The 16,180-nt window shown below is 68.4% G+C and carries 12 protein-coding genes; 6 read left to right on the forward strand and 6 right to left on the reverse strand.

What is annotated here, in order from left to right; genetic code table 11:
- Positions 1-21 precede the first annotated feature (21 nt).
- The 4 genes from ABQF13_RS04990 to ABQF13_RS05005 all read right to left on the reverse strand — a co-directional run bounded on the left by ABQF13_RS04990 (position 22) and on the right by ABQF13_RS05005 (position 7,606).
- A complete protein-coding gene (locus tag ABQF13_RS04990; protein ID WP_448391626.1) occupies positions 22-2,367 on the reverse strand; it encodes a CaiB/BaiF CoA-transferase family protein in 2,346 nt (781 codons plus the stop codon).
- Between the two features lie 5 nt (positions 2,368-2,372).
- Positions 2,373-3,560: an acyl-CoA dehydrogenase family protein gene (locus tag ABQF13_RS04995; protein WP_448391627.1), complete on the reverse strand. Its 1,188-nt coding sequence runs from the start codon at positions 3,558-3,560 to the stop codon at positions 2,373-2,375.
- 1 nt (position 3,561) lies between these two features.
- Positions 3,562-4,656 (reverse strand): acyl-CoA dehydrogenase family protein, encoded by a 1,095-nt coding sequence (locus ABQF13_RS05000; RefSeq protein ID WP_448392010.1) that lies wholly within the window; start codon positions 4,654-4,656, stop codon positions 3,562-3,564.
- A gap of 385 nt (positions 4,657-5,041) precedes the next feature.
- Entirely contained in the window at positions 5,042-7,606 is a 2,565-nt protein-coding gene (locus ABQF13_RS05005; protein WP_448391628.1) for a DEAD/DEAH box helicase, read from the reverse strand.
- Positions 7,607-7,710: 104 nt separating this feature from the next.
- Here ABQF13_RS05005 and ABQF13_RS05010 point away from each other — a divergent pair, with 104 nt between their 5' ends.
- From ABQF13_RS05010 to ABQF13_RS05035, 6 genes are all read left to right on the forward strand, one after another.
- On the forward strand, positions 7,711-8,268 hold the full coding sequence (locus tag ABQF13_RS05010) for a COG4315 family predicted lipoprotein (RefSeq protein ID WP_448391629.1): 558 nt from the start codon (positions 7,711-7,713) through the stop codon (positions 8,266-8,268).
- A 36-nt stretch (positions 8,269-8,304) separates the two neighbouring features.
- Positions 8,305-9,135 (forward strand): LLM class F420-dependent oxidoreductase, encoded by an 831-nt coding sequence (locus ABQF13_RS05015; RefSeq protein ID WP_448392011.1) that lies wholly within the window; start codon positions 8,305-8,307, stop codon positions 9,133-9,135.
- A gap of 105 nt (positions 9,136-9,240) precedes the next feature.
- Positions 9,241-10,446, forward strand: a complete 1,206-nt coding sequence (locus ABQF13_RS05020) for an acyl-CoA dehydrogenase family protein (protein ID WP_448391630.1) — start codon at positions 9,241-9,243, stop codon at positions 10,444-10,446.
- Complete coding sequence (locus ABQF13_RS05025; RefSeq protein ID WP_448391631.1) at positions 10,439-11,626, forward strand: acyl-CoA dehydrogenase family protein; 1,188 nt, start codon at positions 10,439-10,441, stop codon at positions 11,624-11,626. The genes ABQF13_RS05020 and ABQF13_RS05025 overlap by 8 nt, the downstream gene beginning before the upstream one ends.
- A 13-nt stretch (positions 11,627-11,639) precedes the next feature.
- Complete coding sequence (locus ABQF13_RS05030) at positions 11,640-11,912, forward strand: putative quinol monooxygenase (protein ID WP_448391632.1); 273 nt, start codon at positions 11,640-11,642, stop codon at positions 11,910-11,912.
- A 49-nt stretch (positions 11,913-11,961) separates the two neighbouring features.
- Positions 11,962-12,909, forward strand: coding sequence for a mechanosensitive ion channel family protein (locus ABQF13_RS05035; RefSeq protein WP_448391633.1), 948 nt, complete (start codon positions 11,962-11,964; stop codon positions 12,907-12,909).
- Here ABQF13_RS05035 and ABQF13_RS05040 read toward each other — a convergent pair.
- Both ABQF13_RS05040 and ABQF13_RS05045 read right to left on the reverse strand, forming a co-directional pair.
- Entirely contained in the window at positions 12,906-13,718 is an 813-nt protein-coding gene (locus ABQF13_RS05040) for a TspO-related membrane protein (protein WP_448391634.1), read from the reverse strand. The genes ABQF13_RS05035 and ABQF13_RS05040 overlap by 4 nt on opposite strands.
- 71 nt (positions 13,719-13,789) lie before the next feature.
- Positions 13,790-16,117, reverse strand: a complete 2,328-nt coding sequence (locus tag ABQF13_RS05045) for a Tex family protein (protein WP_448391635.1) — start codon at positions 16,115-16,117, stop codon at positions 13,790-13,792.
- Between the last annotated feature and the right edge of the window lie 63 nt (positions 16,118-16,180).

Below are 16,180 nucleotides of genomic sequence, written 5' to 3' on the forward strand. Positions count from 1 at the left end.
GGATGCGGTGCACCCCGCATGCTACGAGATGAGCGGCGCACCCCGCCTAGCCCCGGCCGTGCTCTCGAGCACCCCGCGTTCGTGCAGCGCGGCGATCTCCGACGGCGTGAGGCCCAGCAGTTCTTCGGCGATCTCGGCGGTCTGCTCACCGATCAGCGGCGCCTGGCGCAACGGCGGATCGGCCACATGGTCGCAGTGGAGCTGCACGTTCTCCATCACGAACGGCACGTTTCCGTGCGGGTGAAGCTCCTCGCGGAACGCACGGCGTTGCTCGTAGTACGGCCACGACGGCAGTTCGTCCGCATGCAGAACGGCACCCGCGGGCACGCCTGCGGCCTGCAGTTTGTCCATCGCCTCGGTCGGGGAATGCCGGGCGGTCCAGGCGCGCACCGCGTCGGCACCCACCTCCCCGTCGCCGGGAATGCCCAACACCCAGCGCAACGCCTGACGGTCGGCATCGTCGCGCACGGTGATCGCGATCCATTTGTCGGTGCCTGCGGTGGGGAACAAACCCCACGGCGTACCGCGGTCCCGGTCGGAGCGTGGGTGCCCGGCGCGCTGCAGCGTTTCGGCGGCGATATCGGCGGCGACGTGGCTGAGCATCACCTCTGCCTGCGCGATGCTCGCCGAACCGCCTTCGCCGGTGCGTTCCCGGCGCAGCAGCAGCGCCATCGCGGACAACGCGCCAATCCGGGCGGCGACGTGGTCGGGGTAGACGGTGACGGTGTCGCAGAAGGTTTCGGGTTCGCCGGGGTAGACCCACAGGTTGGTGAACCCGACCGCGGCTCGCACCAGCGGTCCGTACCCAAGCCGCTTGGCCCACGGCCCGTTCGGCCCGAACGCCGAACTGTCCACCACGACGACGCCGGGATTGATTCGCCGCAGCGTCGCGTAGTCCACTCCCAGCGTTTCGGCGACGCCGGGCTTGAAGTTCGTCAGCACCACGTCGGCGGTCTCGACCAGGCGATGTGCGAGCACGCGTCCCTCGGCCGTGCGCAGATCGAGCCCGATCGAGCGTTTGTTGCGGTGCCCTGCGGCGAACGGCTGGGTCATGGTCGTCAACTTGCCGACCCGCAGCCCGTCCGGATGGGCCGAGTGTTCGATCTTGACGACGTCGGCACCGAGATCGCCGAACACCCGCCCGGTGTCGGCCCCGACCACGATGACGCCGAGATCCAGGACGCGGACGCCCTCCAGCGGCAGACCCTCGCCGCGGCGCTCGCGGGCCGCCAACACCGGTGCGGCGGTCAGACGCACATCCGGCGACGACGGCGCGTTGAGCGCGCTGGCGCGGTGACCGTCGACCTCGCTGACACCGACGGGGACGGGCGCCACCACCCCGGGCGCCAACTCCACGTCGCGGAAAAACCCGCGCGCGCCGAAGTGTTCGGCCGTCAATGCCTCGGACAGGGTGAGCACCGCCGCGGTGGGCACACCGTGGGCCTGCCCCTGTGCCTCGAGTTCGGCCCGGGTCTTGTCGGCGCAGAACCGCGCGATGGCCGCGAGCAGCTGCGGGGAATGGAAGCGCTTTCCGAGCTTGTCGAACGACGGATCGGCGAATTCTTCGGGGCTGCCCAGCCACCTGAACATGCCCCGCCACTGGCGTTTGGCCAGAATGCAGATGCGGACGTGACCGTCCTTGCATGCGATGATCGGATAGCGCTGCTGTTCGGCGTTCCAATCCCGTTGCTGCGCACTGACCGCGACGCCCGCCGACGCACTTCCCGCCGACCCGAACGGCGGGTCGAGGGTCTGCATCGCCCCTTCGAGGATCGAGAAGTCGATCAGGTCTCCCTCGCCGGTGCGCAGGCGGTCCACATACACCGCAAGCGTCATCACCGCGGCCTGTGCAGCGGCCACGTGATAGGGCAACTCGGCCGGCGGTATGAGCGGCTCGCGCCCTGGTATGCCCGACCGCGACAGTTCACTGGAGAGCGCATGGAACACCGGGCCCGTGCCCTGCCAAGTGCGGTAGGCGGTGTCGCGGCCGAAGTCGCTGAGCGACAGGATCACCAGCGCGGGGTGCCTGCGGCGGAGCTCGTGCACCGCCAGCGACGCTTCGGCGGGTGAGCCGGGGCCGGTGTTCTCGAAGAGGATGTCGCAATCGGGCAGCAGTCGTTCGAACTCGCCACCGTCTACGTCGATAATCGCCATGCCGTGGCGGTTGATCGCGGTCTGCACGGGCACGCCGCCGATGTGCGGGCCGACCACCTCGTCGTCGCTGACACCGGCCACGCGCAGCACCGTGACGTGCGCGCCGAGATCGGCGAACAGCCGTCCGAGGGCCGTCATCGGCCCCGACGTCAGATCGAAAATCCGCAAACCCAGCAGCGGCGGATCGTAAACGGCAACGGACGTCTGGGACACCCCGGTCAACTCCGGCGGGCCCGGCGGAACGGGATGTCGCGGTCGGTCTCGGGTTCCTTGGGCAGCCCGAGCACCCGCTCGCCGATGATGTTGCGCTGGATCTGGTCGGTGCCCCCGCCGATCGAGGTGAAGTACGCGTTGAGCGTAAGGAAGTTGACGTCGTCGGCGACCGGGTTGTCGGGGCCTGCCAACAGCGACTGGGCACCGATGATCCGGGTCTTCATCGCCGCCTCGGTGTGCAGGATCCGTGACATCGCGAGCTTGCCCAGCGACATGATCGAGCTCGACGTGCCCTGCGTGGCGGCGGCTTTCGCGCGCGCGTTGTTGAGCTTGTTGAGCTCACGCAGGGCGAGCACCGTGGCCAAGGGGTAGCGCACGGCAGCGTCGTCGAGGACGCCGTGTTCGCGGGCGAGTTTGATCAGGCTGTCGGCCTTTCGGTTACGCGAGCCGCGGCCGGTGTCGCCCATGATCGAACGCTCGTAGGCCAGCGCGGTCTGCAGCGCGCGCCAGCCGTGGCCCTCGCCGCCGAGCAGGTAGTCGTCGGACACAGCCGCGTCGTTGATGAACACCTCGTTGAAGTGCGACTCGCCGGTGATCTGCACCAGCGGGCGGACCTCGATGCCGGGCTGTTTCATCGGCATGACGAACAGGCTCAGCCCGTTGTGTTTGGGCACGTCCCAGTCGGTGCGGGCCAGCAGCAGCGCGTAGTCGGCGCTCAGCGCGCCCGACGTCCACACCTTCTGCCCGTTGACCACCCACTGGTCGTCGTCCTTGACGGCGGTGGTGCGCACGGCCGCCAGGTCCGAACCGGCGCCGGGCTCGCTGTAGAGCAGGCAGGTGCGGGAGCGTTCGATTAGAAAGTCGCGCAGCAGATCCCGCTTGAGCGTCTCGGTGCCGAGTTTGAGCGCGGTGTTGGCCGGGATGTTGTACTTGTCCTGCCGCGAGCCCGGCGCCTTCAGTGCGGAGAACTCCTGCCCGATGACGGTTGCGAGCTCACCGGGATAACCGCGTCCGAACCATTCGGCGGGATAGGTCGGCACCGCGTAGCCGGCGTCGAGCACCTTTTCCAACCAGGCGATGCGCTCCGGTGACGACACCCACGGGTCGTGGGACTTGGGTAGCGGAACCCAGTTGGCGCTGAGCCATTCCCGGACTTCGGTGCGTAACTCGTCGACGGTGGGCAGTGTGGTCATGTCAGGCGCCTTTCGAGACGAGGTAGCGCTCGCGGTGCAGGTGTGAGCCACCGAAGAGTTGCGTGCCGGTGCGCGCCCGGCGCAGGAACAGGTGGGCGGGGTGCTCCCAGGTGAAGGCGATCCCGCCGTGCATCTGGATGGCGTTCATCGCGATGGTCTCGTAGGCATCGGCGCAGGTGAAACCCGCCAAGGCGACGGCGCCGCCCGCGGTGTCGCTGTGCAAGGCGGTCTCGGCGGCGGCGTGCTGGGCGGCCGATGTGGCGTTTTCGACTTCGAGCAGCAGATCGGCGGCCAGATGTTTGAGCGCCTGGAAGCTGCCGATCTGGCGGCCGAACTGCACACGGGTCTTGAGGTATTCGACCGTCATGTCGAAGATGCGTCGGGCCCCGCCCACCTGTTCGCCGGCCGAGGCGATGACGGCGTAGTCCAGTGCCTGCTGTACGGCATCCCACCCGGCGCCGCCGAGCCGCCGCGCGGGCGTACCCGAGAAGGCGAACGTGGAAAGCCGCACGGTCGGGTCGAAAACCGTTTCGGCCGTGCGGGCGAAACCGGGCGCGTCGGCGCTGACCTCGAACACACCGACGCCGTCGTCGGTGCGCGCCACGACGAGCACGACGTCGGCGACCTGACCCCAGGTGACGTAGTGCGCGGCGCCGGTCAGGGTGCCGTCGGCAGCGGCGACGACGTCGACGCCGGCTTCAGTCCAGGAGCCGGCCGGACCGGTGAGTGCGACCGTGCCGATCGACGTGCCGTCGGCCAGTCCCGGCAGCAGCCGCTGCTTGTCGTCGTCGGAGCCGGCGGCCTGGATCAGCGCGACGGTCAGCACCGCGCTGGAGATGAACGGTGCGGGCGTCAGCGCCGCCCCGGTCTCCTCGGCGACGGCTTCGAGTTCCAGCGCGCCGAACCCGAGCCCGCCATGGTCGGCGTCGACGAGCATGCCGAGCACGCCCTGGTCGCCGAGTTGGCGCCACAGCTCCCGGTCGAATCCCTCCTCGGAGCTCATCACGCGGCGCACGTCGTCCTCGGTGCACTTATCGCGCAGCAGCGCGCCGACTGCCGTGCGCAGTTCCGCGCGTTCGGCCACGCTGATCGTCATCGACCCCGCCTCTCCTGGCATATTGCGTCCATACTCGGTGCCGGGCGGCGGGGTGTAAATCACGAATCGGGACACCGACGGGTTTCCGAACGGCACATGCGCGCCGATCACCGCTTCGGCCGCCGCGCGGGTGGTCGTCACCGGTGCAGGCACCGGGTGCCGGTGTCGTCGACCGACCAGCGGGGCAGGGCAGCGTGCAGGTGGTCGAATCCTCGTCAGGCCACCCGCCGGCGGTCCTGCGCGCATCGTTGCCACCATGGCGGTGCACCGTGACCTTCTCTGGAGTGAAAGCTGTTTCGTCCATGGTCGCCTGGAAAACCGCAAAGCGCTTGCCTTACCCGGACAACGCCGTCCGCTCCGGTTGTGGTGGCGTTACAACTCGGAGCTAGTCGAGGCGGCCCGCGTCGGTCACACGCAGCACCGGTGCGCCGGCCTCGTCGGAGGCGGCCAGATCCACCTCGGCGGTGAAGCCCCAGTCGCGGTCGCCCCCTGGATCGTCGAAGATCTGCCGCACCCGCCACACCTCGGGCGCACGGTCGATGATCAGCAGCGCCGGACCGCGGGCGTCGGCGCCGGTGCCGACGTCGTCGTGCTCGTCGAAGTAGTCCTCTCCGACGTCCGCCCAGCGCTGCGCCGTCCAGCCCGACCCGCTGTCCAGCGCGCCGAGTTCGTCCCAGCGAGCCCGGGCGAACAACTGCACCCGCCGGAACAACGCGTTGCGCACCATCGCCGTGAAAGCGCGCTCGTTGCCGGTCAGCGGGCGCGGCGGGGCCGGCACCGCGACCGGCGCGTCGTGCGGTTGGTCCGGGCTGGTCAGCTGTTCCCACTCGTCGAGCAAGCTCGAATCCACCTGGCGGACAAGCTCACCGAGCCACTCGACGATATCGGTGAGCTCCTCGGTCCTGGCTGCGGCGGGCACCCCGGACCGCAGCGCCTGGTATGCGTCGGACAGGTAGCGCAGCACTGCACCCTCCGCGCGGGTCAGACCGTACTCGCTGACGTACTCGCGGAACGTCATTGCGCGTTCCCATATTTCGCGCACCACGGACTTCGGGGACAGCCGGGCGTCGGCGGCCCACGGGTTGCTCTGCAGGTACACCTCAAAGGTGTGCTCGAGCAACTCCTCGAGCGGTTTGGGGTAGGTGACGTCGTCGAGCAACTCGATGCGCTCCTCGTACTCGATGCCCTCGGCTTTCATCGCCGCGACCGCTTCACCCCTGGCCTTGTTCAGCTGTGCCGCCAGGATCTGACGGGGATCCTCCAGCGTCGCCTCGATCACCGAAACCACATCCAGCGCAAAGCCTTCCGACGCGGGATCGAGCACGTCGACGGCCGCGAGCGCGAAGGTCGAAAGTGGCTGATATAACGCGAAATTCGGCGGTAGATCGACGGTCAGTCGGTACCTGCTGCCGTCGGGGCCGGGTTCGTCGAGGCGTTCCACCACTCCGGCCTGCAGCAGCGACCGCGCAATGCCCACGGCTTCGCGGATGTGCTGCAGTTGCCGTTTGCGTGGCTCGTGGTTGTCGGTCAGCAGCCGCCGCATCGCCTCGAACGGATCCCCGGGGCGGGCCACGACGTCGAGGAGCATCGCCGTCGACACCCGCATGTTGCTGGTCAGCGGTTCGGGCGTGGCCTCGATCAACCGGTTCATGGTCGACTCGCTCCACGGCACCATGCCCTCGGGCACCTTGCGGCGCACCAGCTTTCGGCGCTTCTTGGGATCGTCGGCGACCTTGGCGAACTGCTTGAGGTTCTCCACCTCATGGTCGGGTGCCTGCACGACGACGGTGCCCGCGGTGTCGTAACCCGCCCGACCGGCCCGGCCCGCGATCTGGTGGAACTCGCGGGCGTTGAGCAGCCGGGTGCGCACACCGTCGTACTTCGACAGCGCCGAGAACACCACGGTGCGGATCGGCACGTTGATGCCGACGCCCAGCGTGTCGGTGCCGCAGATCACCTTGAGCAGCCCGGCCTGCGCCAACTGTTCGACCAGCCGCCGGTACTTCGGCAGCATCCCGGCGTGGTGCACGCCAATCCCGTGTCGCACCAGGCGCGACAGCGTCGTACCGAACGCCGTGGAGAACTGGAACGCACCGATCATCTCCCGAAGCTCGGCCTTGTCCTGTTTGGTGCTGACGTTGACGCTCATCAACGCCTGCGCGCGCTCCAGCGCCGAGGCCTGGGTGAAGTGCACGACGTAGATCGGGGCCTGTTTGGTGTCGAGCAGGTCGCCGATCGTCTCGTGCATCGGGGTGGTTGCATACGAAAAGTACAGCGGCACAGGCCGTTCGGCGTTGGCGACCAGCGCCGTCGGCCGCCCGGTGCGCCGGGTGAGGTCGTCGCGCAAGAACGAGACGTCACCCAACGTTGCCGACATCAGCAGGAACTGCGCCCCGGCCAACTCCAGCAGCGGCACCTGCCATGCCCACCCGCGGTCGGGGTCGCCGTAGAAGTGGAACTCGTCGGCCACCACCAGCCCGATGTCGGCGGCTGGGTCCGTCTGGCCGCCCTCCCGCAGCGCGATATTGGCCAGCACCTCGGCGGTGCAGGTGATGATCGGGGCGTCGGCGTTGACCGCGGCGTCGCCGGTCAGCATGCCGACGTTGGCGGCGCCGAACACCTCGCAGAGCGCGAAGAACTTCTCGCTGACCAGCGCCTTGATCGGCGCGGTGTAAAAGCTGCGGCCGTGTCCTGCCGATGATCGAGCCAGCGCCGCGTACAGCGCGCCGGTGGCCACCAGCGACTTGCCCGAACCGGTCGGGGTCGCCAGGATCACGTTGGCGCCGCTGACCAACTCGATCAGCGCCTCCTCCTGCGCCGGGTACAGCACGGTGCCGTTGGCCTCGGCCCAGACGGCAAAGGACGCGAACAGCTCGTCGGGGTCGGCGCCCTTGGCGCGCAGCGCGGACAGATCGCCCGGATCGTCGAGCAGCGCAGCGGTGTCGGTCATGCCTTACCAAACCGCCTCTCCTGGCTCGTTGCCTGCACCACCGAGCATGCCGTGCACCCCGCAGGCCGGGTTTGAGCGGGGTCGTGGCTGGAAAAGAATTGATCATGCCCATGCCACGAACTGCTGTCTCGATGCTCGCGCTGAGTGCGCTGGTGCTGACCGGATGCTCGGCGTTCACGAACAAGGCTGCGACCAGTTCAGCGACGACGACCACTCAGAGTCCGGTGGCGACGCCGAGGACCGAGGCGGTGACACCGGAGCCCGTCCCGCCCCCGTCGAACACCAAGGTCGTGCCCACCCGAGAGGTGTCGCTGGCGATCGAGGACCGAGGCGACCTGGGCGAGATCGTCGTCGACAGCACGGGCCGCGCCCTGTACGCCTTTACGGCGGACGGCCCGAACGAGCCGACCTGTTACGGCGCCTGCGCCGACACCTGGGTGCCGCTGCTGGCACGCGGCGATCCGGCGGGCACGATCGGGATCGACGTGGCGTCGGTGCACATCGTCGCGCGCCGCGACGGCGGTGATCAGGTGACTTACAACCGGATGCCGCTGTACCGGTACGCAGGCGATACCGGTGATCGGGTCGCCAACGGACAGGGCCTGGACATGTTCGGCGGCGAATGGCACGTGCTGGCCAAAGACGGCCAACCCCTGGCCTGAGGAATAGCCGCGTTCGGAAGGAGCGTTGTGGCGCGCATGGAGCTCGGAATTTCGACGTTCGTCAACGACGACACCATCGACCCGGTCGCGTTGGCGCGGGCGCTGGAAGAGCGCGGCTTCAAGTCGTTGGCGGTCGCTGAGCACACCCACATCCCGGCGAGCCGTGAATCGGCTTATCCGGGCGGCGGGGAGCTGCCCGGCGTGTACTACCGCACGCTGGATCCGTTCGTCACGCTGGCCGCCGCGGCGGCGGTGACGTCGCAGATCGAGTTGATCACCGGGATCGCCCTGCTGATCCAGCGCGATCCGATCGTCACCGCCAAGGAGGCCGCCAGCATCGACCTCATCTCGGGCGGACGGTTCGTGTTCGGTGTCGGCGCGGGATGGAACCTCGAGGAGATGCGCCATCACGGCACCGATCCGAAGACGCGCGGCGCGCTGCTCGACGAACGCATCGAGGCCATCAAGGCGCTGTGGACCAGCGAACCCGCCGAATACCACGGTCGCTACGTCGACTTCGACGCGTCGTACCTGCGGCCCAAACCCGTGCAGAAACCGCACCCGCCGATCGTGGTCGGCGGCGACTCCGACGCCACCGTCAAACGCATCGTTCGCCATCAGGGCGGCTGGATCTCCAACCCGCTGCCGGTCGAGCGGCTGACCACACGCGTCGAGCAGCTGCGTGCGGCGGCCGGCCACGACGTACCGCTCACCACGTTCGGCACCCCGATCGATCCGCAGTACTGGGAGGCGATGGAGAAGCTGGGCTACCGGCAGGTGAACCTGCTGCTGCCGACCAAGCCGCTCGACGCCTCGCTTCGACTGCTCGACGAGTACGCCGAGGCGGTCGCCAAGTACCGCGGCTGACTGTTGGGGTGGTCTGCGCGGGGCCTGGGCTCGCTAGGGCCACACAATCGCGGCTGTTCCCATCCCACTTGCCCTCGACAGGTGTCGAGTTTCTATTGTGGCTGCATGAGCAATGACGCTGATGCCGAGCGGGTCGCCGAACTGGCGCGTGGAGTCGTCGCCGAACACGACCCGAAAACGGTGCCCGTCCAGCAGTTCCTCGGTGCCTGCTACGACGCCGGTTTGTCGTGGGTGCACTTCCCCGACGGCCTCGGCGGACTCGGGGTGTCCCGCGGACTGCAGGCGGTAGCCGACCGGATTCTCCAGGGCGCGGGAGGGCCGGTGCCGCTGGGGCTCAACCCAATGGGGTACGGCATGGCGGCGCCGACGATCCGCGAGCACGCGCAGACCGACGAGGTGAAGCAGCAATGGCTGCGGCCTTTGGCCACCACCGAGGACCTGTGGTGCCAGTTGTTCTCCGAACCGGGCGCCGGATCCGACCTGGCCGGGCTGGCCACCTCCGCGGTGCTCGACGGCACCGACTGGGTGATCAACGGCCAGAAGGTCTGGACCAGCCTCGCCCACCGCGCCCGCTGGGGACTGCTGCTGGCCCGCACCAACCCGGACGTGCCCAAGCACAAGGGCCTGACCTACTTCGTCATCGACATGCACGGCGAAGGGGTGGAGACCCGTCCGCTACGCCAGATGACCGGTCAGGCCGAGTTCAACGAGGTCTACTTCTCCGACGCGCGGATCCCCGACAAGCACCGGCTCGGCGACGTCGGCAACGGCTGGAACGTCGCGATGACCACGCTGATGAACGAGCGCACCGCCTTGGGCGGCAGCGGCAGTAGGCGCGGTGCGGGCACCATCTCCGACGCCACCGGGCTGTGGGCGTCACGCCCCGAACGGCACACCCCGGTGCTGCGTGACCGGCTGACGCAGCTGTGGTTGCGCTCGGAGGCCCAGCGCCTCACCTCGGAGCGCTCGCGGGCCACCGCCACGGTCGGCGGCCCGGGCCCGGAAGGATCGATCGGCAAGCTGGTGGGCGCCGAACTCAACCAGGACATCTACCAGTGGTGCATGGATTTCCTTGGCCCCGAAGGGCTTCTGTACCACGGCTATCAACAAGGCCGCGGCGGCGGTGCCGCCAGAGAAGACACCGACTGGCAGGGACCCATCCAGCAGCGGTTCTTACGCAGCCGCGCCAACACCATCGAAGGCGGTACATCCGAAGTGATGCGCAACATCCTCGGCGAACGCATCCTCGGGCTGCCCGGCGATCTGCGGGCCGACGCGGGGATGCCCTGGAAGGAGATCCCCCGTGGCTGAGAAGCTTGCGAACCAGCCCGAATATCGGGCTGAGTACAAGTTCACCGACGAACAGAACCAATTACGCGACGCCGTAAGGAAGTTCAGCGCCGAGCACTTCTCCGAGGAGAAGGTTCGCGAACTGATGGAAGCCGACCCGCCGTTCGACCCCAAGGTGTGGGCACGGCTGGGCGGTGAGCTGGGCGTGCTGGCCCTTTCGGTGCCCGAGGCCGACGGCGGCGTCGGCGGCACCCTGGTGGACCAGGCCGTCGCGATCGAGGAACTCGGCGCCCGGTTGGCGTGCGGGCCGCTGTTCGGCACGGTCTACCTGGCGATCCCGGCGCTGGTGGCGGCCGGGTCCGGCGACGTGCGCGACGGGCTGCTCGGCGACCTGATGGAGGGCAACCGCACCGCGGCGGTCGCGGTCACCGACCGGGCCGGCGTATTCGACGCGGATGCGGTGACAGTGACCGCCGACGGAAATACCTTGTCGGGCACGGTTACTCAAGTGGTCGACGCGGCAATTGCCGACGTTCTGCTGGTCGCCGCCCGCGGATCCGACGGGGTCGCGCTGTACGCCGTCGACACCACCGCGAACGGCGTGCAGCGCACCCCGTTGGACACCCTCGACCTCACCCGGTCCGCGGCCAACGTCACGCTCACCGAGGCGCCCGCTCGCCTGGTCGCCGGAGCGGACGAGACCGCGCGGGTGCTCGACCATGCGTTACAGGTCGGGGCGGCGCTGCTGGCCGTCGAACAGGTCGGCGCCGCACAGCATCTGCTCGACCTGTCCGTCGAGTACGCGAAGTCGCGACTGCAGTTCGGCCGGCCGATCGGATCGTTCCAGGCGGTCAAGCACCGGCTTGCGAACCTGCTCGTCGACGTCGAACACGCCAGATCCACTGCTTACCATGCGGTTTGGGCGCTGACCGACGGATCGGACGATCCGGCGTTGGCGACCAGTATCGCCCAGGCCGTGTGTTCGTCCGCGCTGACTCATGTCGCCACCGACACCATCCAGGTGCACGGCGGCATCGGGTTCACCTGGGAGCACCAGGCGCACCTCTATTACAAGCGGGCCACCACCGACGCCGTGCTGCTGGGCAGCGCCGAGCAGCACCGGGACCGGATCGCGGCGATGGTGCTGGACGACACCGAGGCCAACCGGGTGCCGCGCGTCGCCGACGGCCTGCCCGCCTGACGAGGACGGCGCGATGATCGTCACCGTCGCCAAAGTGCACGACCTCGATCAGTTCCTCGAGGCGTTCTCGACGGTGGGTGCCGAGAAGCGCAGGGAACACGGCTGCAAGGGTTCGCGGGTGTTCTGTGATCCCGACGACTCCGGCAAGGTGTGGGTGTACTTCGACTGGGCGGCCGAGGATTATCAGCGGTTCCTCGCCGATCCGGACATCCCGGCGATTGCACAGCAGCTCGCCCTGAAAGAACCGCCGGTGCACGCCGAACCTGTCGCGCAGTACGACTCCTGAGGTCGGACCCGACTATGACAAGTCGGGAAACGTCCGTACGGTCGGGGTCATGGACGTTTACGGCCTAGCTTTCGAATGGACGGAGACGAACCGGCACTGGCTGATCGAGGTGCCGGTGCGGATCGCCGTGTACCTGGTGGTTGCCCTGATCGTGCGGTACATCCTGCACCGGATGATCGACCGGGCCACCACCGGTAGGCGCCGCAAGACGCGCAGCGAGGAACAGCCGCAAGAACAGACGAAGCCGCCACTGCTGCGCCACCTGCGCGACAAGGTGCCGAAAGTCGCCACCAGTGCGCAGATCGCCGAGCGGCGACAGCAGCGGGCGAAGACCATCGGGTCGGTGCTCAAGTCGATCGTGTCGATCGTCCTGCTCACCTGGGTGATCCTGGCGATCCTCAGCGTGGTCGGGGTGAACATCGCCCCGTTCATCGCCTCTGCCGGTGTGGTGGGTCTGGCCATCGGCTTCGGCGCCCAAAACCTGGTGCGCGATTTCGTCAGCGGCATGTTCATGCTGTTGGAGGACCAGTACGGGGTGGGTGACATCGTCGACCTCGGCGAGGTGATCGGTGAGGTCGAGAGCGTCGGACTGCGGATCACCAGGCTCCGAGACATCGACGGCACCCTCTGGTACGTGCGCAACGGCGAGATCGTGCGCGTGGGCAACATGAGCCAGGAGTGGGCCTACGCGCGGCTCGAACTGCCGGTCTCCTTGTCCGCCGATGTGGAGAAGGCCAAGGAGGTCGCCCTCGAGGCCGCGGTGGCGGCGGTGGCCAAGCCGCCGATGGCCGCCAAGGTGCTCGGCGAACCCGAGATGTACGGGGTTCAGGAGGTCGCGCCGGACCTGTACACCTTGCGGATCCTGCTCAAGACGCGCCCGAACGAGCAGTGGAGCGTGCAACGCCAACTTCGGGCGGAGATCCTGCGTGCGTTCGACGAGCACGGCATCGACATGCCGTACCCGCGCGGACGCATCCAGGCCGTGGTCGGACGTTAGGCGGCGCCGCCGCTGCGGTCGCGGTTGCGGGACACGGCCACCCACGCGCGCACCACTGCCAGCGCCAGCACGGCCGCGCCGGCGAGCGAGGCGATCAGGATCGGCGTGGTCTCGTTCAGGCGCACCGCGATGCCGATCAGCGCCCAGATGATCACCAGCGGGTAGGCGATGTCGTTGTGGCGCAGGTTCATCACCAGCCCCAGCGCCGCCGCCACCACGACCATGATCACACCCCAGGTCGGCTCGGACAGGCCGAAGCCCGTCCAGCCGGCGTCGTCGAGGGTGATCGTCGCGTTGGCGATCGTGGCCACCGAGACCCAGCCCAGATAGACGCGAAACGGGATGTGCACCACCCACAGTTCCAGCGTCGAGGCCGGCGGCCGGTCGACCTGCAGGCGGTAGATGACGATCAGCGCGCCCAGCAACACGACCATCAGCAGCATGCTCAGCGCGAACTGGTTGTGGTGCCAGGCGAACAGCCAACAACAGTTGGCCACCGCGGTCAGCACGTACCAGGGCGCGATGGCCCGCGCGGCGCCACTGTCGGATCGGCCCTGCGCCATGGTCAGGCTCAGGTACACGCTGTAGGCGATCACCCCGAAGTAGATCAGGCTCCAAATGGAGAACACATAGCCCGCGGGCACGAAGTACACCTCGATGCGACGGGTGATGTCACCGGTGGTCTGGCCGTTGATCGGCAGGCTGTTGGCCAGGTAATTCACGACGAGCGTGGCCACCGTCGCCAGCGTGACGATGAGTGGTAACAGCAACGTCGAACTCGACCGGCGCTCTACGGCTCTGTCGGCCATGGGGTGCTCCTCTGCTCCAAACGGGTACGCCGTACATGCCCGTTTGCAGGGAGTTCGAACCATCGGGCGCGTCAGCGCCCGAAGCCGGCCTTACGCAAGGCGTCGGCCATCGATCCCGTCGGTGCCTCGGGCCGCCGTGTCCCTTTGTCACGACGCGCACCGGTGTCGCGGCGGCTGGTCCCGGCGCGCTCGGAGCGTTTGCCCTTGTCGCCCGGCGCGTCCTTGAGCCGCAGGCTCAACCCGATCCGTTGCCGCTCGACGTCGACCTCGATCACCTTCACCCGCACCACCTGACCGGATCGCACGACCTCATGGGGGTCGGACACGAACCGGTCGGCCATCGCAGAGACGTGCACCAGGCCGTCCTGGTGCACGCCGACGTCGACGAACGCACCGAACGCGGCCACGTTGGTGACGACGCCCTCGAGCACCATGCCGGGTTTCAGGTCGGCCACCTTCTCGATGCCCGCGGCGAACGTCGCAGTGGAAAACGCCGGCCGCGGGTCACGCCCGGGCTTCTCGAGTTCGGCGAGGATATCGGTGACCGTGGGAGTGCCGAACCGGTCGTCGGCGAAGTCTGCGGGTTTCAGCGACTTCAGCACCCGCTCGTTACCGATGAGCTCGGTCAGCGTGATGCCCGCGCGGTCGAGGATGCGGCGGACCACCGGGTACGCCTCGGGGTGCACACCGGAGGCGTCGATGGGATCGTCGCCGCCGCGGATCCGCAGAAACCCGGCGCACTGCTCGAATGCCTTGGGCCCCAACCGCGGGACGTCGAGCAGCGCCTTGCGGTTGCGGAACGGGCCGGTGGTGTCGCGGTATGCGACGATGGCCTCGGCCAGGGACTCCGATACGCCCGACACCCGCGCGAGCAGGGGAACCGATGCGGTGTTGAGGTCGACGCCGACCGCGTTGACCGCGTCCTCCACGACGGCGTTGAGGCTGCGGGCGAGTGTGCCGGGCGTGACGTCGTGCTGGTACTGCCCGACGCCGATCGACTTGGGGTCGATCTTGACCAGCTCGGCCAGCGGATCCTGCAGGCGCCGCGCGATCGACACGGCGCCACGCAACGTCACGTCGAGCGCCGGCAGCTCACGCGTGGCATACACCGAGGCCGAATACACCGACGCGCCTGCCTCGCTCACCAACGCCTTCGTCGGTGCGTCGGCGCCCGCGGCGCGGATGTCGTTGATGAGTTCGGCTGCCAGCGCGTCGGTTTCGCGTGACGCGGTACCGTTGCCGACGGCGATCAGCTCGACGCGGTGCCGGGCGACCAGCGCCGCCAGCGTGGCCTTGGCCGTATCCCATTGGCGCTGAGGCTGATGCGGGAAGATCGTGGCGGTGTCGAGCACCTTGCCGGTGCCGTCCACGACGGCGACCTTCACCCCGGTGCGAAAGCCAGGGTCCAGGCCGAGCGTCGTGCGGTTGCCTGCGGGGGCGGCCAGCAGAAGATCCTTGAGGTTGGTCGCGAACACCGCGACGGCTTGTTCCTCGGCGCGGTTACGCAGCCGGATGCGGGCGTCGACCTTGGCCGAGATCATCAGCTTGGTGCGCCACGCCCACTCGACGGTGCCCACCAGCCACGGCGTCGCGGCGGCCTGCAAGGCCATGTCGACGCCGAGCGCCTTCGCGATCATGGCGTGGTATCCCGCGTCGTCACCGCCGTCGAAGTTCAGCGCCAGCACCTCTTCCTTCTCACCGCGCATCACGGCGAGCACCCGGTGTGACGGCATGGTCTCGAGCGATTCGCCGTACTCGAAGTAGTCCCGAAACTTCTGCGCCGCAGCGCTCTTGGACACCGCATCGGAGTATGGCGCGGTACGAAGCGAGCCGCTGTTCCAGAACTTTTCGCGGACGGCACCGACCAGCGCGGCGTCTTCGCCGGCTCGCTCGGTGAGGATGTGGCGTGCGCCGTCGAGTGCCGCGGCGGCGTCGGCGACGTCATTGCCGACGAACGGTGCGGCAGCTTCCTCGGGGACCAGCGTCGGATCGGCCAGTAACCGATCGGCCAGCGGCTCCAACCCGGCCTCGCGGGCGATCTGCGCCTTGGTGCGCCGCTTCGGCTTGTAGGGCAGGTAGATGTCCTCGACACGCGATTTGGTGTCGGCCGCCATCAGCGCGGCTTTCACCTCGTCGGTGAGCTTGCCCTGGTCGTCGATGGAGGCCAGCACGGCGGCGCGCCGGTCGTCGAGCTCGCGCAGATACTGCAGGCGCTCCTCGAGTGTGCGCAGCGCCGCGTCGTCGAGGCTTCCGGTCGCCTCCTTGCGGTAGCGGGCGATGAACGGGACGCTGGCGCCGCCGTCGAGCAGCCGTACGGCCGCGGCGACCCGCGCCTCTTCGACCGCCAATTCCTCAGCAAGACGGGTGTTTACAGACTTCACGGTTGAGCTCTGTGGCACGCGGCGACTCTACATGGCAGGTCCGACAGCGACGAACGTGTGCCCTTACCGTGTCGCAAGGAT

The sequence above is a fragment of the Mycolicibacterium sp. XJ879 genome, from assembly GCF_053483935.1.